Origin of the sequence: Sporosarcina sp. P12(2017), assembly GCF_002743035.1 — a bacterium.
GTDB lineage: Bacteria > Bacillota > Bacilli > Bacillales_A > Planococcaceae > Sporosarcina > Sporosarcina ureae.
Genome location: NZ_PDYL01000022.1, coordinates 1 through 21599 on the forward strand (window position 1 = coordinate 1; position 21599 = coordinate 21599).

The window sequence follows — 21599 nt, forward strand, 5'->3', positions numbered from 1 at the left end:
TTTAATCAAGCTAGTAAACCATGTATAGTGCATGGGATGCGGGTTATAAATTTACTGTGAATTCTTAAGTTGACAGCTATGGTGGCTTGAGCCGCTTCCTTCGCTTTGCTCCGTTCAGGGTCTCAAGACGCACGCTGATCCCTCAGGAGTCGGCCTTTCTCCGTTCCGGTACACTCTGATACTCTAAAAAAATATTTACTGATAAGAACAGAAAAAAGCGTAAAGGATTCCCCTTACGTTTTTTCTGTTCTGTCCCAACCTCTTTTTTATGGTTTAGTTTAAAATTTAAGTATGTTTATACTGGCAGGAACTAGTATCTACGATGGGATTGAAGCTCCAGCTGGGGACGCTTTTCGGAGGGCGTGGCTTGAGCCAAGCGAACAGCGAAGGGTTCGCTTTGCCGTATTTCTGTGTACTTTGCAGAAATTAAGGCACCTGTCCGGGGTTTCAAGGCTCACGCTGATTCTCACGGAGTCGCCCAAGCTTCCGCTGAAACCCTCACAAAAACAAAGAAGGGGAGCTAATTCCCGCTAGAATAATTAGTAAGGATACCGACGCGATGATTGCGGGTTTCATAAATGCCGGCTCTTCCTTCACCAGCTCCTTGATCGCATAAATTATCGATATAACAAAAACAAATGGCCATACGAACCATGTCCATAGATAAAGAACACTTAAAAGCTTCATGATGCTAATAAACATAAACTTCACTCCTTCTATAAGAATAAGAGCTCACTATAATAAAAAAGAATAATGTGATAGATAAATGCTCTTTTACTGTTGTTTCCCCTATTTTATAAAATTCACACTTTTCGTAATGAGATATATAACAAAATTATTTGTGATTCATCAATGGACCAATCACAGGGGAGTATGTAATTACGAATAAACGAGTTGCTCCTCCAAAATACACAATAAAAAAGACGAGTGAGAGAAATCTTCTCGCTCGTCTTTCATTATTTACATAGAACTACTTCACGTGAAAACGTACCTTTACGCGCGAGACAACGATCGGCTATCTCAAATCCAGCAATTTCGAGCATTTCGTCCATATTCTCAATCGTAATAATTAAACAGCTTTTCGCAAAACGACGAGCTTCTTTCAAAATCTCGAGTTGGCCTTCTGCTGTAATATGCGTAAATAAATTATACGGCATATCTATAATTGCTACATCATATTCTTCGTCGACTTCAGCAATTGGACCTATTGTGACATTGCCTTCCAAATCGAAGTAGTCGATATTTTTCCGTGAACCATAGACGACAAGAGGATTAATATCACGACCTTCAATAGGGATACCCATAGAGAGTGCTTCAACAAGGACAGTTCCAATTCCACAGCAAGGATCGATGACGCGTTTCCCTTCAGGATGTGGCACAGCGATATTGACAGCAGCTCTGGCTAAACGTGTACCAAGTGCAGTGGAGTACATATGTGGCTTCTGTTGGTGCACATGCCAATCAGAAGAACTGTAAAGTAAATTTCCAACATACCAGTGATCATCCAATTGCATGATGCCGATAAACACTTCAGGGTGATCCAACTCTGGCTCGCCTTTGATACGTAATCCAATTGTACGCTCTATTTCGCGACGATCATCATGACCGATTTTAGCTGTTCTTGCAAGCTTCATATCGTTCAAGCAGATTGTCTTAAATAATTGATCGATCCTCAGCTCAGAAGCTTTGTCTGCCAGCAATTCTAAACTGTCTGCATCCAGTAAAACTTCGAGTCGAGTTTGTATAAACGGACTTCGTGACGGATCCACCGCAACATCACTTACGATTACGTTGTCTTCTACGTCATGACCGAAAAAAGCCCGCATTTCCATTCGACATAATTCCTTTTCATCACGGTGTCGAATATACGTGTATATAAATTGTGAAGCCATTAGTTATTTGCTCTCACTTCATGCAAATCGACAAGTGCATCATACAAAAGTTGTAACGCATCTTGGATCGACATCGTCTCGTCAAATCCTTTAAGAGAATCAAACGGAACATTCAATTCCCAGAAACCTTCGTTGTCAGAAAACGAAATACTAAAGCCATTTAAGTTGTGCTGAAGTTTTTCTTCAATAAATGTGCGAATTGTTTCGGCTTCTTTTTTCTTACCTTGTAAACCAAACAACGCCATATACGTCTTGAAAATGTCATCAACTTCAAGTGCTAGCGAATCCACTTTGATCTCATCGAAGTCAGGCGACTCGACAAAAAGAAATTCAGCTATATTGGATTTCAAGTAAGAGATGGATTCCTGTAAAAAATGCTCATCTGCAAAGCGTACGGTTTCTTCTGTTTCTTTTACACATACTTCTATTGTTTTGATTGTTACTGTACTCATTTTATTCACTCCTCGTTAGTAAGTATACCGGATTGTTTTTCGGGATACCAAGGATTTAAGTGAATTAACACTTCATCGACGTCTTCATTCTTTGCCATGATCAAATTACGTAATCTACTTGAAATAATATGGCCTTCTTGCACGGTTAAATCTCCATCGACTCCGATGCGAATATCGACCAATACATAGTGGCCATGTTCTCTGGCGCGCAAACGGTCAATTCGTTTTACCTCTGGAATTGATTGAATCAATTCTTCAAATGCGATTAATCGATCATCATCAACACTTTTTTCCATTAATATATCAATACTATCTTTACCGATTTCCACCGCAATTTTAAATACGAAAATGGATACAATAATTCCCGCGATAGGATCACCGTACGAGAGCAACAGCCAATCATAGGCATCCCCTATTAATGCAAGTCCAATTCCGACCACTGCGGCAAGTGAGGCATAAACATCAGCCAAATGGTCATAAGCCGTGGCAATTAAGGCTTTACTGTTTTCAGCTGTTCCTACACGTATTGTATAAATATAGAGCACGTATTTCCAAACTAACGATACAATTGCTGTGAGTAATGCAATTTTACTGGCTGTCGCTGGTTCTGCGAACAACGCTTTCGCTGCTTCAAAAGCAATATAAATGGAAGCTAAACCTAAAATAATTGCTACGATACTTGAGCCAATTACCTCTGCTTTACCGTGCCCATACGGATGATCTTCATCAGCGGGGCGTTTCGAAATCTGCATGGATGTCAACGCAGCGGCAGAAGCGACCACGTCACTGGCATTGTTGAAACCATCTGCGAGTAAAACCGGACTTCTGAAAATAAACCCAACGACTAGTTTTAATATGGTTAGTACGATATTGCTAATTAAACTAATCCAAATTGCTAAGACAGAAGATGTAGAGTGTTCATTGATACGAGTTGTCATAAAAGTTTCCCCCCTCTAACAGTGTTGCCTTTAAACAACAAAAAAACCTCGCTTATTTTGGGCGAGGTCATAAATAATTTTAATTGTTGGATTGGTGCAAAGTTCATCATTGTCATCACTCATTCATTTGTAGTTCAATCATTATCCCATAAATGTACAGTTTATGCAAGGAAACGCAACGGCACTCACAGTAGAAAAATGTCTTCTATTGTGTCAAAATAAGAGAATAGAAACAATGCAAGGAAGTAACAGTTATAGTTGTTATACGCAGTCACGTATAAAAATACAATTCGAGAGGTTTGATGAATAATGAAGCTTTGGGGCGGACGTTTTAGTAGTAAAGCATATGAGATCATGGAGAAGTTTAATAGCTCTTTACCCGTTGATTATCGTTTATATAGAGAAGATATCGCAGGTAGTATCGCACATGTTACGATGCAAGTTCATTCGGATTTATTGTCACCGGAGGAAGGTGAATTGCTAGTGAACGGCTTGCAGTCAATTTTGGCAGATATTGAATCTGGCGAACTAAAAATTGAAGGAAATTATGAAGATATTCATTCATTCATTGAAATGAACTTGACGGAGCGGGTAGGGGAGACAGGCAAGAAATTACATACAGCCCGTAGTCGAAACGATCAAGTAGCTGTCGATATGAGACAATATGCGAGAAATCAAACTTCTATCATCATGGATGCGTTGCAGGTCTTAATTGATTCACTTGAAGCAAAAGGAAAAGCAAACAATGTTATTATGCCAGGCTACACACATTTGCAACGCGCGCAGGTCGTCACTTTCGGACATCATTTGGGCGCATACGCACAAATGTTCAAACGCGATAAAAAACGTGTGCAAAATGCGGCCGAGATTCTGAATGAAAATCCGCTTGGCTGTGGTGCGCTTGCTGGTACGACGCATGATATTGATCGTCAAGTGACGACCGCGTTGCTAGGTTTCGATAGGCCGGTAGATAACTTCCTTGACGGCGTCAGCGATCGCGACTACTTAGTAGAATTGATGTCCGACTTCTCACTCATTATGATGCATATGAGCCGTTTAAGTGAAGAATTGATTCTTTGGAGTAGCCAAGAGTTCCGTTTCATCACCATCTCAGATGCCTATTCAACAGGAAGCAGCATCATGCCACAGAAGAAAAATCCGGATGCAGCAGAACTGATTCGCGGTAAAACAGGACGTGTATATGGCTCTCTATTCGCTTTACTGACGACGTTGAAAGGATTGCCATTAACATATAATAAAGACATGCAGGAAGATAAAGAACAATTCTTCGACGCACTGGATACAGTTCTAGATTGCTTGGAAATCATGTCTAAAATGATCGACACTCTACAGGTAAATGAAAAGCATATGAAAGCAGCAATTAAAGGAGGATTTTTAAATGCAACAGAAGTGGCGGACTATTTAGTTGCAAAAGGTACGCCATTCCGTGATGCACATGAAATTGTTGGAAAAATCATCATTTATTGTGAACAGGAAAACAAAGCGATTGAGGACCTGACAGTGAGGAAACTCAAAAAGTTCAGCGATCATATCGAAGACGACATCTATGAATATATTGATTACGAATCCATTATTACAAAAGGCAATAAAGGGTTGATGAAAGAACAGTAATTCTAGTAAGGAAACTAGGTTTTCTATAGACGCTGGCTAATACTACCTCAATAAAACTGAACGATCATAAGCATGTAAAAAGCCTGTGAAATGTCCACAGGCTTTTTACTATTCAACACGGGGCTTACCTTGGGCAGATGCGACAATAAAACCTACTGCACCAAACACTATAGCAGGCAAAATCCAACCGACACCTTGTTCATATAATGGCAGGAATTCCAATATATGTGTAACCGGTACCACATCGATATTGAATGCACGTAACACATCAAAGAATCCAATCAGACCTGCTGCTAGTAAACCGTACTTGTAGACTTCTTGATAGCCTTTGAATAATGGGTGTAACAATCTGAAGATTATTAAGACAATGGCTAGCGGATATACTCCTACTAGTACGGGAATCGTCACTGCAAGCAACTGTGTGAGACCGACATTCGCAACTATCGTAGAAAACGAACAAATAATAAACACAAACGCTTTATAAGAGATCTTTGGTACGACTTTTGAAAGATATGTAGCACTAGCAGTCGTCAGTCCAACCGAAGTCGTTAAGCAAGCTAACGTGACTGCAAGGCCAAGTAAGTATAATCCGTTATTACCCATCAAAGCATATGCAAGTTTTGCTAAAATATCTCCGCCATTCGTGGCACCTTCTGCTACAGAGCGGCTCGTCATCCCTAAATAGGCTAATCCAGCATAAACAAAGCTCAACCCGATAACTGCAATGGATCCTGCTTTCATCGTAATAGAAGTAATCGCTTTTCTATCTGTAATACCCTTTGCCTTCACGGCATTAATTACAATGATAGCGAAGACGAGCGCAGCCATTGCGTCCATTGTTCCATACCCTTCGATAAAACCTTTGAAAAAATAATCTTTTGCATAAGATCCTTGCGGCGCGCCCGCTTCACCGACTGGTTTGATAATACCAGTCACGACGATAAGCGTTACGATAGCTAGCAATATGGGAGTTAAAATACTTCCGAATCGATCGACTATTTTATTTGGCTTAAATGAGAGCCAAATCGTCACTGTAAAAAACACAATGGAAAAGAGCGCCAGTGCTAACCTAGAGTACGACTCCGGTACAAATGGTGAAACGGCAATTTCGTATGAAACAGTCGCTGTACGCGGAACACCGAAGAACGGTCCAAGCGCTAAATATATAACTAATGGAAAAATCATGGCAAACAAAGGAGATGCTTTTCTCGCTAAATCACTTAGTTGGCTACCACTCATAGTAACTGCAATTACGCCGAGATAGGGAAGACCTACTCCTGTTATTAAAAAACCAACTAGCGTAATCCATGTTTGTGTTCCTGCTAGTTGACCCAGTAGCGGTGGGAAAATCATATTTCCTGCACCGAAAAAGAGAGCGAACATCGTCAACCCTAATTTGAACGTATCAAATTTTGTAAATTGATTCATTTGGAATTCCTCCTGAAATACTTTGAAAAGTGTATGTATTTAGATAATTAGTTGTGTGTTAGTGAAAAGAGCTCATAAAAAAGGATTCTCCTAAGAGAATCCTTCAGAAGATTACCCCATAATATGGTAGCCGGCATCTACATAGATGACTTCACCTGTCACGCCACTCGATAAATTACTTAACATTGCCACTGTCATATCTGAAACCTCTTCAGGTTTGACGTTACGTTTTAGTGGCGCACGCTCCTCAATTTGACTGAGGATAGTATTAAAAGAAGGAACGCCTTTTGCGGATAATGTACGAACTGCTCCAGCAGAGATTGCATTGACGCGAATATTTTGTTCACCTAGCTCCGATGCCAAGTAGCGTACAGAAGCTTCAAGAGCAGCTTTTGCAACACCCATTACGTTATAGCCTTCAAGAACTCGTTCTGCTCCTAAATAACTCATCGTAATGATCGCTCCGCCTTCTGTCATATAATGACGGGCTTCACGTGCTGCTGCTACCAGTGAATAGGCACTTGAATCTTGTGCGAATGCATATCCTTCACGAGTCGTTTCGACGAATGGATTATGCAAGTCTTGTTGATGTGCAAATGCGATGGAATGGACTACTCCATGAATAACACCAACTTCTTCGCCAATCGTTTTGAAAGCCTGTTCGATGCTTTCGTCACTATTCACATCACATTGAACAATTTGTTTGGCTGTGAATTCGTTTTTAGCTAACGCTTTTTCTAATTTATCACGTGAGCGATCTTTACGGTAGGTGAAAATAACATTCGCACCAACTGAGAATAATGCTTTTGCAACTCCCCAACCAATACTACGTTCATTTGCCACACCCATAATCACAATATTTTTACCGGATAATTTTAATAAATCTACCATAATAGCCTCCTGAAAGTTTCTTATTCATTTGATCATATTATACACTCCATAATAATAACATATAGCGAAGAAGAAGTTATAGATTTTCTATTAAGAAAGGAAAGAGAATTTATAAGTTAACTGTTAATAAATAAAAATACAGTTGACTTTATAATTATACATACGTATACTTGTCATTAATGAATAAAGAGGTGATGGCGTTGAAGGTTGGAATCGTAGGAGCGTCTGGATATGGTGGCCTAGAATTGATACGGTTGCTACAAAACCATCCGGAAATTGAACAAATTGATTTATTCACATCGTCAGAAGTAGGGACGATCTTTTCTCAAAAATATCCGCATCTCGTGAATATTCACGATCAGCCGATGAAGGCTATAGAACCTGAACATATTAGTAAGCTGGACACAGTGTTTTTCAGTACACCAGCAGGCGTTACAACTAAGTTACTTCCTCCATTGGTCGGAGCGGGTGCTAAATTGATTGACTTATCAGGAGATTTTAGATTGAAAGATCAAGCGACTTTTGAGCACTGGTATCAAAAGGAAGCACCGCCAATTGAACATTTGGAGAAAAGTGTATACGGACTTCCCGAATGGAATAAAGAGGATATTGCCGATGCAGAAGTAATTGCGAATCCAGGGTGTTACCCGACAGCGGTACTTCTTTCTTTACTTCCGTTACTAAAAAACAAACTAATTGACGGTAGCCAATTGATCATCGATGCAAAAAGTGGTATATCCGGTGCAGGTAATAAACCGAGCCAGGCGACTCATTTCAGTGAAACAAATGAAAACTTCTCTATATACAAGATTCATCAACATCAGCATATACCGGAAATTGAACAGGCAATGAATACATTTGCCGATCAGCCGGATCCAATTATGTTCACTACACATCTTGTTCCTATGACGAGAGGTATCATGACAACGAGCTATGCGAAAGTGAATGGGCAAGTAACGGAAGAACAGCTTATAAATTGCTTGCAAGAAACCTATAAAGATAGTCCGTTCGTTCGCATTATGACAGACGTACAAAAGGTCAGTACGAAACAGGTATATGGCTCCAACTATTGTGATATCCATGTCAAGGTAGATCCCCGAACGAATCAGGCAACGATTATAGCAGTCATTGATAATGTGGTGAAAGGCGCCGCTGGACAAGCTATACAAAATATGAATATCCAATATGATCTAAATGAAAAAACAGGAATCGATATCATTCCATTATGGATTTAAACAATGAATGTGGAAACGAGAACTAGAGGGGGAGCACTACTATGGAAACTATCGAAAGTATGAAGCGCATCTCGCGTAAAAATATTATCTCACCAAAAGGATTCAAGGCAGTCGGCATTCACTGTGGGCTAAAACATAAGAAAAATGATTTAGCTCTATTAGTCAGCGAAGTGCCAGCGAGTGTTGCGGGTGTCTTCACAACGAATGTAATCCAGGCAGCTCCACTTCAAGTCACAAAAAAAGTTGTCAATGAGACACAGAAAATGCAAGCGGTCGTTATTAACTCCGGTAACGCGAATGCATGTACAGGAAAGCAAGGCATGCAAGACGCAATAACTATGCAACAAAAAACCGCAGAACACTTAGGTATTGATTCCGATCTTGTAGGGATTGCTTCAACAGGTGTGATTGGTGAACAAATGAATATGGTTCCTTTACTATCAGGTATTGAAAAGCTTCAACCGATGGACACATTGGAAGGTTCCATTCAATTTTCACAAGCAATTTTAACAACAGATACCGTAACGAAAAATACTGCTTATGCAACGGTGATCGATGATCGTGAAGTGGTAGTAGCGGGTGTTGCAAAAGGTTCAGGAATGATCGAACCAAATATGGCGACGATGCTTGGCTTCATCACAACCGACGCCAATATTGAATCTGAGCATTTACAAACAGCACTAAAAGAAATTACAGATGTAACTTTCAACTCCATTACGGTAGACGGTGATACGTCAACAAATGACATGGTTCTCGTCATGGCAAACGGGCTAGCGGGTAACCACTCACTAACTCCGGATCATCCCGAATGGCAATCTTTCATCGATGCATTGCATGCCGTATCACGTGATTTGGCAAAAATGATCGCCAAAGATGGAGAAGGTGCTACCAAATTGATTGAAGCGAAAGTTACAGGTGCAGTTTCGAATGAACAAGCGCGTCAAATCGCAAAATCTGTTGTCGGCTCACCGCTTGTCAAGACGGCAGTATTTGGCTGTGACGCGAACTGGGGAAGAATTATTGCGGCAGTTGGATATAGCGGAGCCACAATAGATCCCGAAGATATTAAAATCTATATCGGTGACACTGTAGTAGTAGAAGGCGGAGAACCTATTCCGTTTTCAGAAGAGAAATTGTTAATTTACCTTAAACAGCATGAAGTGAAATTTGCAATAGAGTTAAACCAGGGAGCTGGGCAAGGAATGGCATGGGGGTGCGATCTTACTTATGACTACGTCCAAATTAACGCAACATACCGCACGTAAAAGACAAGTTATTAAACTAGGCGGCAGTATGCTAGACGAATTAAGCGATAGTTTTTTCCAGGGTGTGAAGAAATTACAGCAAGATGGTGTTCAAGTAATTATTGTTCATGGTGGGGGACCAAACATTAATCAAGAACTTGAAAATCGTGGTGTCGCTTCGACTGTTGTCAATGGGTTCCGTGTTACGTCTGCTGAAGCAATCGATATCGTTCAGTTAATCATGATTGGCCAAGTGAATCCAGCGCTCGTTCATCGTTTCAATCACGAAGGAATCAAGGCGGTTGGATTAAGTGGATTCGATGCGAACTTATTTACATGTGATGTACTTGATTTTGAAACCTATGGTTATGTGGGAGAAATTAAAACAGTTAAAACAGAAGTTTTGGATGCACTATCGGATGCAGGAGTTATTCCTGTTATCTCTTGTATCGGTACAACTGCTACTGGTGATCCATTGAATGTCAACGCGGATACAGTCGCGAGTCAAATTGCATTAGCAGTCGGAGCGGAAAGTTTATTATTGGTGACAGATACATCAGGAATCCGGATCCAAGATCAGCCCCAGACAGAAGTGGTACCGCAAGCTATTTATGGCTGGATTAAATCAGAAGATATCTACGGAGGAATGATTCCGAAAGTAATGGCGGCAATAGATTGTCTAGAAGCGGGTATTCCATCTGTACAGATCGTCTGTCAGAAATTAAAAGGCACGGTCATTACCAAGGAGGAGGCAATCGCGTGACGTATTTATTCAATAACTATGCAAGACGTGCGGTACATCTCGTAAAAGGACAGGGTACCGTAGTGACAGACGATAAAGGGAAGGATTATTTAGACTTTACTAGCGGCATCGCAGTCGTCAGTTTAGGACATGCTCATCCTGCAATTGTTAAAGCTTTGCAAGAACAAAGCGAAAAGTTATGGCATGTTTCCAATTTATTTGAAAGTCCAGAACAGGAAAAACTTGCTGAATCATTAACGAAAAATACAGATCTGTCATATGCGTTATTTTGTAACAGTGGAGCTGAAGCAAATGAAGCGGCGATTAAACTAGCACGTAAACATACAGGCAAGCATCATATCTTATCGTTCAAACAGTCATTCCATGGGCGGACTTTTGGCGCAATGGCTGCTACGGGTCAAGATAAAATCCAACAAGGATTTGGCCCGATGCTTCAAAGTTTTGAAGCATTGCCATTTAATGATGTCGAGTCTTTGAAACAAGCAACTAACGATAGCGTGGCTGCCATCATGCTAGAAGTCATCCAAGCAGAAGGTGGGGTTAACTCTATCGAACCGGCTTTTGCTGAAGCGGTTATGGCTGCCTGTAATGAACATAATATTCTCCTCATTATCGATGAAGTTCAGACAGGAATTGGACGTACAGGAACTCGCTATGCCTACGAGCAAACTGCATTAAAACCTGATATTGTCTCACTTGCTAAAGGTCTTGGTGGCGGTTTCCCGATTGGCGCATTGCTTGCTGGTGAAGAGCTGTTCGATACTTTCGGACCTGGCGCACATGGTACAACGTTTGGCGGAAATCCATTAGCCATCGCAGTTGCCCAAACAGTAGTTCATCATGTGTTTGATCCTGCCTTCTTACAGGATGTTCAAGAAAAGTCTACGTACCTGAAGAAACAACTCCAATCAGAACTACCAAATGATAAATACTCGATTCGGGGTCAGGGCTTATTAGTTGGAATTCATTCAAATAAAGAAATCGCCCCATTCATCCAAGCGGCCGAAAAACAAGGATTACTCCTTGTACCTGCTGGAACGAATGTCATCCGTCTATTACCACCGCTGACAGTTTCAAAAGAAGAAATCGATCAAGCGGTAGCGATTTTAAAGAACATATTAACGTAATCACAAATTGAATTAAAGTAGTCTGCGAACTGCTATTCAGTAAACAAAAGATCTCCTCGAAGTTATAACACTTCAAGGGAGATCTTTTTTGCATGGCTATAAGTCAAGTACAGTTACACTTTTTGGAATTCTTTCTATACAAAGAATTATTCCTCAGGTATAGTTAAGGCAAAACAACTTAAGAGAATGGAAGTGTACTAGACTTGAAAAAGATATGCGCACTAGCGCTAACGATAATGCTGGTCCTATATGCAATCCCAACCACCTCGCTTGCGAGCGTCTTTCAAGATGTACGTCCCCAGCACTCGGCAGCTGATGAAATACAATATTTAGTTGAAAAAGAAATCATCATAGAAAAACCAAATACCAAATATCGTGTAAACGAACCGATCACACGCCTCGAAGCCTCAGGGATGATCCAACGCGCACTAAAAATTCCTGTGGAGAATAGACCTGATGCAAAGCTGTCTGACGTAAAGCTGTCTCATTCCCACTACGCACTCATCGCTGCAATGGTTGATGAAGGTATTTTCATGGGCAACGAGAAAAATGAATTTCAACCGTATGGTAATCTAAAACGTGGGCAAATGGCTGCGGTATTCGTTCGCGCATTCGATCTGACGGGTAAATCTACGTATCGATTCCGTGATGTGCCTGCAACATATTGGGGTTTATCGGACATACAAAAGTTATCTGTAAATGCGATTACGACAGGCTATTTGGATAATACGTTCAAACCGAATCAAACGTTAACCCGTGGACACTTTGCAGTATTTCTTGCACGAATTCTTGAGCCTGACTTCAGAGAACAATCAGCGTGTTTTAAGCCGAATAATACACCAGTGCAAACAGTAAATGTTCCTGTGACGACACTCTGGAAAGAGCCAGGAAAGTCGCGAACAGTAGATGCTTATGCCACAAACAAATCGCCTGATATTACGAAGTGGGTTGCTGCGATGAGTTTACGTGAAAAACAATGGCTAGTAGGTAAATTAGAAACGCAAGCACTATATGGTCAAACGGTAAAAGTTCTACAAACAAAAGGGGACTGGGTGCAAGTGGCAGTAGTTGATCAAAGCTCACCTAAAAATGCTGCAGGTTATCCTGGATGGATGTTGAAGAATCATTTAACGACCGTATATCCTAACTATGCAACATGCGACACGGCTATGGTGACAAAGAAGTCAGCTTCACTTACGATGGATGAAAGTGGCAAGCAATCTTTCCGTTCCATCAGCTTCAATACGACGTTGCCAATAGTTCATGTTGTGGATAACAAGCTCGCTGTCCAAACACCTGCAGACGGGATAAAGTATATTGACAAAACTGCAGTGAAGGTAGTTGAAGCAGATGGCGTCATGCCAAAGCCGACAACACAGCAAATCATGGAAACAGCCAAGCTCTTTGACGGGTTAACGTATCTATGGGCAGGTACTTCAGGATTTGGCCTGGATTGCTCAGGATTCACTTACTCAGTCTATCGTCAGCATGGTATTGATATCCCGCGTGATGCATCTGTACAAGCATTAAATGGAAAGTTGGTGCAGAAGAAGGATTTGCAACCTGGAGACTTAATGTTCTTTGCTTATAACAAAGGTAAAGGTATCATCCACCATGTCGGGATGTATGCAGGAAACGGTCAAATGATTCATGCACCAAATCCTAAGCGTACTGTAGAGGTCATTCCAATGACCGTGGAACCGTATAAGTCAGAGTATGTTTCGGCTAGAAGATATATAAAATGAGGAGAATATCTATTTACTTTTTTTGACGAAAATGATTTGTCTGGTTTAATTGGGCAGATGAAAAACAGCAAATTAAAAACAAAGACACATTCCAAATTATTGGGATGTGTCTTTGCTTATTAAGGTTCTATCAATATAATAGATTTCTAACTTTGAATTACACACTAGGCTGTATACTATGTTTCTTATATTGACGGGCCTCATCTTTGCGCTTCTGCTGTATCCGAAGGAATATATTATTTCCTAACAGCGCCGCGATAATAAACACCGTACCGATGTAATCAAAAATTGTTAACTGATATCCTTGAATATAGGAAATTACCAGTGTGGTCACCGGCACGAAATTAATAAACAATAAACCATTCAATGGAGACAAGATGCGTACACCAACATTCCAACCTACTAACGCAATGATACCCGGGAATGCAATCATAAACAACATGTGCGGTGTTACCACTTGTAATGTATCCATAGTCGGGACTGAAATATAACCTGTCAACGTTACGAAGAATACCACTATACAAGCAGTGAATGTACCAAGTAGACAGCTTAACGTAGAATATCGCAACGCTGACCATTCACTAAATCGATTTCCGCCCATTGTATAAATGACCCAGCCGATTACCGCAATGAAGATGAGTAATGAAGGTACAATGTCATCTGTTGCTGTGAGGAATGTGCGTAAGTCGCCTTTTGTGATCACAAGCATTACACCGACAAAGGCAGTAAACACACAAGTGAGCGTGAAGCCATGTGGTTTATGTCTACTAATCATCCAGACAATAACAATAGAAATCATCGGCATCATAGCTTCTGAAATAGATGCTACCATCGTTCCAGGTTGTCCCATCAGATCTTGCCCCCAGAAAATAAAGAGGTTATAGACAACGAATGCCATTGTCCCGAAGAACCAAAGGGATAAACCCCTCTTTTCAAAGCGGAAAGCCCGTGTTCCTTCTTTAAGCCATAGTATGATGACGAGCAGAAGTGTTACCGAAACATAACGAATTAATGTGAAATAAAACGGGTCGATATTTTTGAACGCGCTATTGGCAACTGGGAACATTGCACCCCATGACACACTGGCTATAAAGCACAAAAACGCTCCCCAGATAATTTTGTTTTTCAACAGACCCAACCTCCTTGAAGTACTACTTCTAGTAAACACTATATTAGACATCACGTAAAACGAATAATAATGATGACTACTATCAATTTTATTGATATCATATATATAAGAGAATATTACTAGGAGGATATACATGGAATTTAAAGACTTAGAGATATTCCAGGTGGTCGCAGAAAAAGGAACAATCACAGCGGCAGCTAAAGAATTACGCTATGTACAGTCAAATATCACGTCTCGTATACAAAAGCTCGAAGCGGAATTAAAGACGCCATTATTTAACCGACACAACCGAGGAATGATCTTGACGCCTGAAGGGAAACGACTTCTCCTATACAGCGAGAAGATTTTATCGCTAACGAATGAAATGAGAAAAATCGTGCAGAATGACAAAGAACCTTCAGGAAAGCTTGAGCTAGGCTCGGTTGAAACGGTCATCAAATTGCCGATTATTCTGTCGAGGTATAATAAAAAATATAAGCAAGTCGATATTTCACTATTAACAGGCGTAACGGAAGGATTGCAATTTAAGGTTCTAAACCATCAACTTGATGGGGCGTTTATATCGGAAGGTACGACGCATCCCGATCTAGCAGTACATGATGTGCTCGAAGAAGAACTCGTGTTACTTTCGAGTAAACCGTTCCAATCAATTGAAGATATTAAAGATGAGCCAATTCTTTGTTTCAGAAAGGGTTGTGGTTATCGAGCTCGCTTAGAGTCATGGCTTGAAGCTGAGCAATTCAAGCCAACGAAAATGATGGAGTTCGGAACACTGGAGACGATTCTCGGCAGTGTGGCAGCCGGATTAGGCGTAACATTCGTTCCGAGATCAACTGTTTCTCATCTGTTAGATCAGGGGTCAGTCTATTGCTATCATCTACCGCCCAAATACAGCCAAATTAAAACGGTTTTTGTACGACGGGCAGATTCTTATTTGACACCGACCATTGCAAAATTTATAAAAGTGATTAACGAATTCAGAGAAGAAATGGAAGAGCAATTTCAAAAATCGACACAATTATGATCTGCATAGCATGTTACGTATGGTACGATATAGGGTAGTTATGAATATAGAATTAGGAGTGCTATTAGATGAACTATACGAATCAAACAACACCGCCTGCAAATTTCAAGAAACGAAATTACCGTCCGGCGATTATCATTATCTCAGTCATTCTCATCGGTGCGATTGGCATCTTGGCAGGCATGCCGGGCGTAGAAAACTTCACAGCATTCGATATTACAATCTTGCCTCTATTGAATGCCATATTTAACACTTTCACTTTTATTTTCCTTGTCTGTGCATTAGTCGCGATCTTGAAGAAAAATATCAAACTGCATGAACGTTTTATCTATGCAGCATTTGGGACAACCGCTTTATTTTTAGTGACGTATGTCGCGTATCACTTTTTATCAGAATCTACACCGTTTGGTGGTAGTGGTTTCTTGGCTGGATTCTATTACTTCATCTTGTTCTCACACATCGTGTTAGCTGCTGCAATCGTTCCACTCGCACTAACAAGTGTCGCAAGAGCATGGAATATGGAAATCCCGCGCCACCGCAAAATTGCACGTTGGACGATGCCTATATGGTTATATGTTAGCTTTACCGGAGTACTTGTGTATATATTGATTTCACCTTATTATTAAGTAACCAGAAAAATAGCGTTGAGCATCAGTCAAAAGTAGGTGAATGACTGATGCTCTTTTTTACAATGATATAATCTGAATAATCAAATTCAATGAATAGGAGTGCTATAATGAAAACACCAAATTTCATGTCAGATGAATCATTTGATGAAGTGTTTAAACAAGAATCTGATCTAATCAATGAACAACTACAAAAAGAAATTCTTATTGCGATGGTCGGAGACATCAATGCAGGGAAGTCATCTACACTGAACCGTCTTATGCAAAAAGATGTAGCAGAAGTGGGAGCGCAGCCAGGGGAAACGAAGGAAGTTAAAAAGTTTTATTACACAGACAATATACTGTTTGTTGATACACCGGGTCTTGATGATATTTATCAGGAACATTCAAATGAGACGCTAAAATTTTATAATCAAGCAGATGTGATTTTATTTTTCTTGAATGCAGCGGGTACGGTATTGTCAGATACGGAACTAAAATCATTGAATAAGATTGCTACGCTCAATAAGAAAATCATTCTCGTACTCAATAAAATAGATGCAGCTGATGATATTCCGAGTTTAGTGAACTATGTTTTGGAGCATACTGGGTTTGCCTATCCGGTTATTCCAATCTCTTCAAAGACAGGAGAACAAATGGAATTCCTGCAAAAAGAGATCCTACAACAATTAAAAGATGTTAATAAAGATCTATTACTCGCAGCGCATATGGACGATAAGTCGTCCATTGCCAAACGATGGATTCTTGCAGCAGGTGCATCTGCCGCTACGATTGGAGCAGTTCCCATTCCAGGTGCTGACTTTATACCGTTGACAACATTGCAAATGGGCCTTATGTTGAAGTTGTCTACATTATATGGAAAACCGATTACGAAAGACCACGCCAAGGAGCTGATCATTGCAACGATCGTAGGGAATATCGGAAAAACAGCTTTCCGTCAAATCGTTAAAGTGATTCCGGGTGCAGGAATGGTCGTTGCTGCAAGTGTTGCCGGGTCTATGACAGTTGCGCTAGGATATGCAGTGAAATATATGTATGAACATAATATGGAACTCACGCCTGACACATTGAAAAAAGTATATGAAATCTATTTGAAAAAACAAAAGTAAAAAGGGGCGGAATGTATGGAATGGTTTAACTACGCAACATTTGTAGTCGCTTTACTAGCTGGTTTGTATTCGATGGAAAGTATGAAACGAAATAAGGAATTAGAAGAACGTGTAGAAGAGTTAGAGAAGAAAAATGCGGCCGAGCTGGACAAGCATCGGTTGTAGAAAGGGGAATACATGAAAAGCGAATGTCCGATTTGTCGGGGGAATAATTTTTGTGGTAATACAATGGAAAATGACGAACGTTGCTGGTGTACAAAGATGACCTTTCCGCCAGAAGTGTTTCGACAAATACCAGAAGAAGACCTGTACAAACGTTGTATATGTGAAACGTGTTTGAACCGTATAACTGAATTAGAACAGGCAAGCAAGAGGTCTATGGACCACTAGCTTGCCTGATTTTTATTCGGCTTCAAATGAACGTGTGGAAAGTTCTTTCTCGTAGATGAACAATGCGTTCTTATCGTCACGGATCCGCTTCAAATATTCGATATGTCTATCGAATGTTGCTTCCTCTTCTACTTGCTCGTCAAGGAACCAGTTCAGGAAAGAAATCGTTGCATGTTCCTTTTCTTCCCATGCCATATCCATGATTTGATAAAATGATTTTGTCACTTCTTTTTCTTGTAATAATGCCACTTCAAACGTGTGGACCAAGTTATCAAATGAAGTAGTTGGTGCAGGTGTTTCTGTAATAATCGCACGGATCCCGCGATCATTCAAATAAGTATAGATTTTCATTGCATGTTGACGTTCTTCTTCTACCTGCTGGAGAAAGAAGTGCGCAAATCCGCTGTAATTGCGATATTCACAGTAAGATGCCATGGATAAGTAAGTTTGTGCTGCGGCAAATTCATTATTCATTTGCTCGTTCAACGCTTGTGCTAATTTTTCACTAATCATGTGGATCGCCCCTTTTCTGATAGTAATGTAACTAGCGTAAAGTATGACACCTCCGCTATCTATAGTATACCTTTAAACGACAATATTTGCATACTAGTTATTTAATTGGATACTCATTAAGGTCTACTGATATACTTAAATAGAAAACTAATGAATGTTTGTACATAATGAGAAAGAAGGTCATCACTTGAAACAGTATACTATCCCTGCTTTGGACGTCTCAGCAGGAGTGGAAGCAAAAGCGTATGTAGATACATTGACGAAACCTATCGGAAGTTTAGGGAAACTTGAAGAAATCGTAATTACTTTGGCAGAGATACAAGGTCGGAAACAGCCTAGCATAAATCGATTAGGTGTACTGGTATTCGCAGCAGATCACGGAATTGTAGAAGAAGGGATTTCAGCATTTCCTCAACTAGTCACACGTCAGATGGTGCAGAATATGGCGGTAGGCGGGGCGGCTATCAATGTATTCAGCAGACAGCAACAAGCAGAATTTTCATTGGTTGACGTGGGTGTGATGGGAGAGTCGTTTTCAGCACCCGTGAAAGACCGGAAGATTCGACAGGGGTCGGAGAACTTTCTACGTACCGAGGCGATGACTCAGGAAGAAGTAGAGAAAGCGCTGGAGATTGGCTATGAAGAAGCGATGGCGCTATTTGAAAAAGGTGTAGATTTCTTAGTAGTAGGGGAAGTCGGTATTGGTAATACTACGACAAGCAGTGCTGTAGTGGCGGCCATAACAGGTTTAGATCCGGAAGAACTGGTTGGATACGGAACAGGAATATCGTCTAAACAACTTCTTCATAAGATTACAGTAGTTCGGGAAGCGCTAGCTCTTCATCAGCCTAATTCTTCAGACGGCTATGATGTGCTGCGTAAGGTTGGTGGTCTAGAATTGGCTGCGATGGTAGGAGCAATGCTTGCGGCCGCTTCTAAGCGCGTACCTATCATTTTAGACGGATTTATCTCAACTGCGGCAGCTTGTGTGGCGGAAACTATAAGCCAAGGCGCAACAGGATATATGTTACTTGGTCATCAATCCATGGAACCGGGACATCAAAAGGCATATCAATATTTAGGAAAAGAGCCCATTCTGTCTTTGTCCATGCGATTAGGGGAAGGTACAGGTGCAGCAGTTGCATTCAGTATTATTCGATCAGCTGTGTTGATGATCAATGAAATGGCAACCTTTGAAAGTGCCGGTGTTTCCGGAAAAAATTAATAAAAAGGGAAGAGTGAGCAGCGATGCCCATTCTTCCCTTTTTTGTTATTCAGTTACTTTAACTGTTTCGACTGGATTAATCAGTGTTTCCTCATCTTCATCATCATCAGCGGAGTTGCTAATTATGCTTGAAAGTACATGAACCCGTAAAATAATACCTTCAATTCGGTTCGTTTCATCTATAACAACAAGTGGGTATTTGGAATCTAGTACACGGGGAATTATGTCTTGTACATATTCCTCTGGAGTAGCTGTCAATACATCAGTCGTCATCACTTCATCCAATGTTTTTTTGTTTTTTACGCCTTCAATCGCACAGTCGATTGTTACTAAGCCGAGCAACTGTCGTTCACGATTCGTAATGAAGACACTAGAAATACCGTTCTCCTTCATATTCTTGATCGCGACATGCAAACCATCTTTACCATTCATAACACTCAATGGTTTTGACATGATATTCATGGCTTGTAACACTTTCGAACGGTCGATTTCACGAGTGAAGTCCATAATATAATCATTTGCAGGTGTTTCTAATAACTCTTCGGGAGTACCGATTTGCTCTACGTGACCATCTTTCATAACCGCCACGCGGTCACCAATACGGAATGCTTCGTTGACATCATGTGTGATGAAGATGATAGTTTTTTGAAGACGTGTTTGAATATCCAAAAGTTCCATTTGCATCTCTCTGCGAATAAGCGGATCAAGCGCACTGAATGGCTCGTCCATTAATAGAATATCGGGATCATTTGTCAAAGCACGTGCAATACCGACACGCTGCCGCATACCGCCTGACAGCTCGTCAGGATATTGATTTTCATACCCTTTCAGACCGACCGTCTCGATATGTTTTTGTGCGATATCGCGACGTTCACTCTTCGATAGTCCGCGAATTTCTAGACCGTATTCAATGTTTTCTATAACGGTTCTATGGCTGAATAAACCAAAGTGCTGGAAGACCATTGCAATTTTCTTCTGACGGTAAAATTTCAATTGTTCTTTATTGTACTTGACAATATTCTCACCATCTACATAAATTGCACCTGACGTAGGCTTGTTCAACAAGTTAAAGCAACGGATCAGTGTTGATTTACCACTTCCAGATAGGCCCATAATTACAAAAGTTTCACCTTCCATGATTTCCATGTTGGCATTATAGACACCTACTGTATGTCCAGTCTTTTCAAGGATTTCCCGCTTAGTAGCTCCTTTTTCGATCATAGGAATAACTTTCTTCGGGCGAGGACCAAAGATCTTGGTGACATTTTCCACTTTAAGTTTAACGGTCATGCTGATCTCCTCCCTGTATTTTGTAGACGGTTTGCTACTCCATTTGTTAAACGATCAATAATAATCGCTAAGAACACGATACTGATACCTGCTTCGAATCCTAGTGAAATATTGATCTGGTTAATAGAGAATAGTACACGTTCACCCAAACCGTGAGCACCAACCATGGAACCAACAACAGCCATGGATAAAGCCATCATCGTCGTTTGGTTGATTCCTGCCATCATAGTAGGCAATGCCTGTGGTAATTGTACTTTTATTAACATTTGGTTTCGAGAAGATCCAAATGATTCTGCAGACTCAATCACTTCAGAATCAACGTTTCGAATACCAAGTTCTGTTAAACGGATCACTGGAGGTAACGCATAAATGATGGTTGCAATGATTGCGGGAACGTTACCCAGAGGGAAAAAGAATATTACGGGTATCAAGTAGACGAATGTAGGCATCGTCTGCATGGCATCCAATAGAGGACGCATGATGACGGAAAATGTTTTACTAAATGCCATTAAGATACCGACTGGAATACCGATCGCAAGGGATAGTACAACTGAAATGACGATAATAGCAACTGTTGTCATCGTATCTTCCCATAAATTGAAGGATCCAATCAAAAAGATAAAGGCGGCAAACATTATACCGTTTAAAATGGAATTTAAATACCAACCAAGTAGGAAAACCACAATCATGATGGCCCACCAAGGTGTAGCGAGTAAAGCTGTTTCAATCGTTCGGATGGTAGTGGAGGCAATAGTGAAGATGAAATCAAATAACCAGCCAAAGTTCATTGCCAGAAAATCAATAAACTTTTCCACATAATCTCCTATAGGTATTCTGACATTAGGGAATTCATTCATAGGCAGTAAGCTAGGACGTACTAGCTTGTCCCTCTCTTTCTCTACTTTTAGTATTCGTGCAAATTAAAAAGGGTGGAGCGGAAAGCGTC

The 21599-nt window shown here is 40.6% G+C and carries 22 protein-coding genes; 12 read left to right on the forward strand and 10 right to left on the reverse strand.

What is annotated here, in order from left to right:
• Positions 1–498: 498 nt before the first annotated feature.
• The 4 genes from CSV80_RS15330 to CSV80_RS15345 form a co-directional block, all read right to left on the reverse strand.
• Positions 499–702, reverse strand: a complete 204-nt coding sequence (locus tag CSV80_RS15330; protein ID WP_029055155.1) for a hypothetical protein — start codon at positions 700–702, stop codon at positions 499–501.
• Positions 703–956: 254 nt separating this feature from the next.
• Positions 957–1892 (reverse strand): TRM11 family SAM-dependent methyltransferase, encoded by a 936-nt coding sequence (locus CSV80_RS15335; RefSeq protein ID WP_099671490.1) that lies wholly within the window; start codon positions 1890–1892, stop codon positions 957–959.
• Positions 1892–2344, reverse strand: coding sequence for a hypothetical protein (locus CSV80_RS15340; protein WP_099671491.1), 453 nt, complete (start codon positions 2342–2344; stop codon positions 1892–1894). The genes CSV80_RS15335 and CSV80_RS15340 overlap by 1 nt, the downstream gene beginning before the upstream one ends.
• A gap of 5 nt (positions 2345–2349) precedes the next feature.
• Positions 2350–3282 (reverse strand): cation diffusion facilitator family transporter, encoded by a 933-nt coding sequence (locus tag CSV80_RS15345; RefSeq protein ID WP_099671492.1) that lies wholly within the window; start codon positions 3280–3282, stop codon positions 2350–2352.
• A gap of 309 nt (positions 3283–3591) precedes the next feature.
• On the opposite strand from CSV80_RS15345, the gene argH reads away from it, so the two are divergent.
• The gene (argH, locus tag CSV80_RS15350) at positions 3592–4914 is read left to right on the forward strand and encodes an argininosuccinate lyase (protein ID WP_099671493.1); all 1323 of its coding nucleotides are present in this window, start codon (positions 3592–3594) and stop codon (positions 4912–4914) included.
• Positions 4915–5022: 108 nt separating this feature from the next.
• On the opposite strand, the gene brnQ is transcribed toward argH, so the two are convergent.
• Both brnQ and CSV80_RS15360 read right to left on the reverse strand, forming a co-directional pair.
• Positions 5023–6342 (reverse strand): branched-chain amino acid transport system II carrier protein, encoded by a 1320-nt coding sequence (gene brnQ / locus CSV80_RS15355; RefSeq protein WP_099671494.1) that lies wholly within the window; start codon positions 6340–6342, stop codon positions 5023–5025.
• A gap of 111 nt (positions 6343–6453) precedes the next feature.
• Complete coding sequence (locus CSV80_RS15360; RefSeq protein ID WP_029055160.1) at positions 6454–7233, reverse strand: enoyl-ACP reductase FabI; 780 nt, start codon at positions 7231–7233, stop codon at positions 6454–6456.
• 179 nt (positions 7234–7412) lie between these two features.
• Between CSV80_RS15360 and argC the strand changes: the two genes are divergently transcribed.
• From argC to CSV80_RS15385, 5 genes are all read left to right on the forward strand, one after another.
• Positions 7413–8468 carry an N-acetyl-gamma-glutamyl-phosphate reductase gene (argC, locus tag CSV80_RS15365; RefSeq protein ID WP_099671495.1) on the forward strand — a complete coding sequence of 352 codons (1056 nt, stop codon included), beginning with the start codon at positions 7413–7415 and terminating at the stop codon, positions 8466–8468.
• A gap of 41 nt (positions 8469–8509) precedes the next feature.
• Positions 8510–9733: a bifunctional glutamate N-acetyltransferase/amino-acid acetyltransferase ArgJ gene (gene argJ / locus CSV80_RS15370; protein WP_099671496.1), complete on the forward strand. Its 1224-nt coding sequence runs from the start codon at positions 8510–8512 to the stop codon at positions 9731–9733.
• Positions 9696–10475, forward strand: a complete 780-nt coding sequence (gene argB / locus CSV80_RS15375; RefSeq protein ID WP_099671497.1) for an acetylglutamate kinase — start codon at positions 9696–9698, stop codon at positions 10473–10475. Before argJ ends, argB begins: the two co-directional genes overlap by 38 nt.
• A complete protein-coding gene (locus CSV80_RS15380) occupies positions 10472–11602 on the forward strand; it encodes an acetylornithine transaminase (protein ID WP_099671498.1) in 1131 nt (376 codons plus the stop codon). The genes argB and CSV80_RS15380 overlap by 4 nt, the downstream gene beginning before the upstream one ends.
• A 203-nt stretch (positions 11603–11805) precedes the next feature.
• On the forward strand, positions 11806–13347 hold the full coding sequence (locus tag CSV80_RS15385; RefSeq protein ID WP_099671499.1) for an NlpC/P60 family protein: 1542 nt from the start codon (positions 11806–11808) through the stop codon (positions 13345–13347).
• 157 nt (positions 13348–13504) lie between these two features.
• On the opposite strand, the gene CSV80_RS15390 is transcribed toward CSV80_RS15385, so the two are convergent.
• A complete protein-coding gene (locus tag CSV80_RS15390; RefSeq protein WP_099671500.1) occupies positions 13505–14476 on the reverse strand; it encodes a DMT family transporter in 972 nt (323 codons plus the stop codon).
• Positions 14477–14609: 133 nt separating this feature from the next.
• On the opposite strand from CSV80_RS15390, the gene CSV80_RS15395 reads away from it, so the two are divergent.
• From CSV80_RS15395 to CSV80_RS15410, 5 genes are all read left to right on the forward strand, one after another.
• The gene (locus tag CSV80_RS15395; RefSeq protein WP_099671501.1) at positions 14610–15500 is read left to right on the forward strand and encodes a LysR family transcriptional regulator; all 891 of its coding nucleotides are present in this window, start codon (positions 14610–14612) and stop codon (positions 15498–15500) included.
• 68 nt (positions 15501–15568) lie between these two features.
• The gene (locus CSV80_RS15400) at positions 15569–16126 is read left to right on the forward strand and encodes a DUF420 domain-containing protein (protein WP_029055167.1); all 558 of its coding nucleotides are present in this window, start codon (positions 15569–15571) and stop codon (positions 16124–16126) included.
• A gap of 110 nt (positions 16127–16236) precedes the next feature.
• Positions 16237–17235 carry a YcjF family protein gene (locus CSV80_RS15405; protein ID WP_099671502.1) on the forward strand — a complete coding sequence of 333 codons (999 nt, stop codon included), beginning with the start codon at positions 16237–16239 and terminating at the stop codon, positions 17233–17235.
• 15 nt (positions 17236–17250) lie between these two features.
• Positions 17251–17400, forward strand: coding sequence for a hypothetical protein (locus CSV80_RS17585; RefSeq protein WP_158231924.1), 150 nt, complete (start codon positions 17251–17253; stop codon positions 17398–17400).
• A gap of 12 nt (positions 17401–17412) precedes the next feature.
• Positions 17413–17625 (forward strand): cysteine-rich CWC family protein, encoded by a 213-nt coding sequence (locus CSV80_RS15410; protein ID WP_099671503.1) that lies wholly within the window; start codon positions 17413–17415, stop codon positions 17623–17625.
• Between the two features lie 12 nt (positions 17626–17637).
• On the opposite strand, the gene CSV80_RS15415 is transcribed toward CSV80_RS15410, so the two are convergent.
• Positions 17638–18138, reverse strand: a complete 501-nt coding sequence (locus CSV80_RS15415) for a ferritin (protein WP_029055169.1) — start codon at positions 18136–18138, stop codon at positions 17638–17640.
• Positions 18139–18292: 154 nt separating this feature from the next.
• On the opposite strand from CSV80_RS15415, the gene cobT reads away from it, so the two are divergent.
• Positions 18293–19363: a nicotinate-nucleotide--dimethylbenzimidazole phosphoribosyltransferase gene (gene cobT / locus CSV80_RS15420; RefSeq protein ID WP_099671504.1), complete on the forward strand. Its 1071-nt coding sequence runs from the start codon at positions 18293–18295 to the stop codon at positions 19361–19363.
• A 45-nt stretch (positions 19364–19408) separates the two neighbouring features.
• On the opposite strand, the gene CSV80_RS15425 is transcribed toward cobT, so the two are convergent.
• Together CSV80_RS15425 and CSV80_RS15430 are read right to left on the reverse strand one after the other, a co-directional pair.
• Positions 19409–20653 carry a quaternary amine ABC transporter ATP-binding protein gene (locus tag CSV80_RS15425; RefSeq protein ID WP_099671505.1) on the reverse strand — a complete coding sequence of 415 codons (1245 nt, stop codon included), beginning with the start codon at positions 20651–20653 and terminating at the stop codon, positions 19409–19411.
• A complete protein-coding gene (locus CSV80_RS15430; RefSeq protein ID WP_369802838.1) occupies positions 20650–21468 on the reverse strand; it encodes an ABC transporter permease in 819 nt (272 codons plus the stop codon). The genes CSV80_RS15425 and CSV80_RS15430 overlap by 4 nt, the downstream gene beginning before the upstream one ends.
• Positions 21469–21599 lie beyond the last annotated feature (131 nt).

Coding starts and splice junctions, on each gene's coding strand:
- CSV80_RS17585 (WP_158231924.1), top strand. CDS start 17,251: ATGGAATGGTTTAACTACGCAACATTTGTAGTCGCTTTACTAGCTGGT.
- argH (WP_099671493.1), top strand. CDS start 3,592: ATGAAGCTTTGGGGCGGACGTTTTAGTAGTAAAGCATATGAGATCATG.
- CSV80_RS15335 (WP_099671490.1), bottom strand. CDS start 1,892: ATGGCTTCACAATTTATATACACGTATATTCGACACCGTGATGAAAAG.
- CSV80_RS15340 (WP_099671491.1), bottom strand. CDS start 2,344: ATGAGTACAGTAACAATCAAAACAATAGAAGTATGTGTAAAAGAAACA.
- CSV80_RS15400 (WP_029055167.1), top strand. CDS start 15,569: ATGAACTATACGAATCAAACAACACCGCCTGCAAATTTCAAGAAACGA.
- CSV80_RS15330 (WP_029055155.1), bottom strand. CDS start 702: ATGTTTATTAGCATCATGAAGCTTTTAAGTGTTCTTTATCTATGGACA.
- CSV80_RS15415 (WP_029055169.1), bottom strand. CDS start 18,138: ATGATTAGTGAAAAATTAGCACAAGCGTTGAACGAGCAAATGAATAAT.
- cobT (WP_099671504.1), top strand. CDS start 18,293: ATGTTTGTACATAATGAGAAAGAAGGTCATCACTTGAAACAGTATACT.
- CSV80_RS15410 (WP_099671503.1), top strand. CDS start 17,413: ATGAAAAGCGAATGTCCGATTTGTCGGGGGAATAATTTTTGTGGTAAT.
- CSV80_RS15425 (WP_099671505.1), bottom strand. CDS start 20,653: ATGACCGTTAAACTTAAAGTGGAAAATGTCACCAAGATCTTTGGTCCT.
- CSV80_RS15405 (WP_099671502.1), top strand. CDS start 16,237: ATGAAAACACCAAATTTCATGTCAGATGAATCATTTGATGAAGTGTTT.
- CSV80_RS15345 (WP_099671492.1), bottom strand. CDS start 3,282: ATGACAACTCGTATCAATGAACACTCTACATCTTCTGTCTTAGCAATT.
- argB (WP_099671497.1), top strand. CDS start 9,696: ATGACTACGTCCAAATTAACGCAACATACCGCACGTAAAAGACAAGTT.
- CSV80_RS15360 (WP_029055160.1), bottom strand. CDS start 7,233: ATGGTAGATTTATTAAAATTATCCGGTAAAAATATTGTGATTATGGGT.
- argC (WP_099671495.1), top strand. CDS start 7,413: ATGAATAAAGAGGTGATGGCGTTGAAGGTTGGAATCGTAGGAGCGTCT.
- brnQ (WP_099671494.1), bottom strand. CDS start 6,342: ATGAATCAATTTACAAAATTTGATACGTTCAAATTAGGGTTGACGATG.
- CSV80_RS15395 (WP_099671501.1), top strand. CDS start 14,610: ATGGAATTTAAAGACTTAGAGATATTCCAGGTGGTCGCAGAAAAAGGA.
- argJ (WP_099671496.1), top strand. CDS start 8,510: ATGGAAACTATCGAAAGTATGAAGCGCATCTCGCGTAAAAATATTATC.